Source organism: Streptomyces sp. NPDC006430 (assembly GCF_040612395.1).
In the GTDB taxonomy this organism is placed as follows: Bacteria; Actinomycetota; Actinomycetes; order Streptomycetales; family Streptomycetaceae; genus Streptomyces.
On sequence record NZ_JBEXQA010000111.1, the window covers coordinates 1 to 1,607 of the forward strand.

Sequence of the window (1,607 nt, forward strand, 5' to 3'; positions counted from 1 at the left end):
AGGATCTCCTCGCGGACGGAGGAGGGTCCACGGCCGGAGCCGCTGGTGTATTCCTGTACGGGCAGGGCCTTGTGGTCCAGCTTCCCGTTCGGGGACAGGGGCAGCGCGTCGAGGACCACCACTGCCGACGGCACCATGTACTGCGGCAGCGACTCGGCAACGAACTGCCGCACCTCGTCCAGCTCACCGTCCTGCACGCCATCGGCCCGCACAACATAAGCAACCAGGCGCGGGTCGCCGGGCACATCCTCACGGACCACGACGGCAGCCTGCGCCACCGACGGGTGCCGGCCCACCGCCGACTGCACTTCGCCCAGCTCGATACGGAAGCCGCGGACCTTGACCTGCTCATCCGCCCGGCCCAGATACTCCAGCTGACCGTCCGCGTTCCACCGGACCAGGTCACCCGTCCGATACATCCGCTCACCGGCCGTACCGAACGGGCAGGCCACGAACCGCTCCGCCGTCAGGTCCGCCCGACCCACATACCCACGCGCCAGACCCGCACCAGCCACATACAACTCACCGACCGCACCGACCGGCACCGGGCAGAGGAACTCGTCGACCACATAGACCTGCGTGTTCCCGATCGGAGCGCCGATCGAGACCTCCCGCTCGCCGGGCACGCACCGCCACACCGTCGCGTCCACCGTGGTCTCCGTCGGACCATAGGTGTTGAACAACACCCGCCCGACCGACCAGCGCTCCACCAGCTCCGGCGAGCACGCCTCACCACCGACCTCAAGGACGACGTCCTGCGAGACAGAGCCGGGCTCAAGCCCACCGAGCACCACAGGCGGCAGCGTCGCATGCGTCACCCCCTGCTCCGCGAAGAACCCGGCCAGCTCCTGGCCAAGACGCCGCTCCGCAGGCACGACCACCAACGCCGCACCGGACGTCAGCGCCAACGACCACTCCAGGCAGAAGACGTCGAAGCTCAGCGAAGCGAACTGCGCCACCCGCGAACCAGGGCCCGTCTCGAACCGGGCCAGAGCCGCCGTGCGCATGTTCACGAACCCAGCGTGCGACACCACCACGCCCTTGGGCCGGCCCGTCGACCCCGACGTGTAAATCACGTAAGCCGGAAGTGCCAGCGACCCCGGCCCCTCCCCCACAACCGGCCCGTCCACCGCCAGGCCCGCCAGAGCGGCAACCGTCTCCGGCGCGTCGATCAGCGTCACCGCAGCCGAGGCCGGCACCGCCCCGACCGTGCCCACGGCACCAAGCACCACGACCGGCCTGGCATCGTCCAGCATGTGGGCGACCCGCTCAGCAGGATAGGCAGGATCGACCGGCAGATAAGCAGCACCGGCCTTCAGCGCACCCAGCAGCGCCACCATCAGGTCGACGCCACGCTCCAGCACCACCGCCACCAGCGACTCAGGACCCACACCCTGACCCACCAAATAATGCGCAAGCCGGTTCGCACGGGCATCCAGCTCCCCATACGACACCTCAACACCATCAGCGACAACCGCCACCGCACCCGGAGTACGAGCCGCCTGCGCCTCGAACAGCTCCGTCACAGTAGCCCGCGGCACCTCAACCGCAGTGTCATTCCACCCCACCAACAACCGCTGCCACTCACCCTCGTCAAGGACCTCGAC

General features: G+C 68.8%; 1 protein-coding gene. It reads right to left on the reverse strand.

Annotation, left to right across the window (positions count from 1 at the left end):
• Positions 1-1,526, reverse strand: a 1,526-nt coding sequence (locus ABZZ20_RS36825) for an amino acid adenylation domain-containing protein (RefSeq protein ID WP_356877420.1), incomplete at its 3' end; no start/stop codon positions are given.
• Positions 1,527-1,607: the final 81 nt, after the last annotated feature.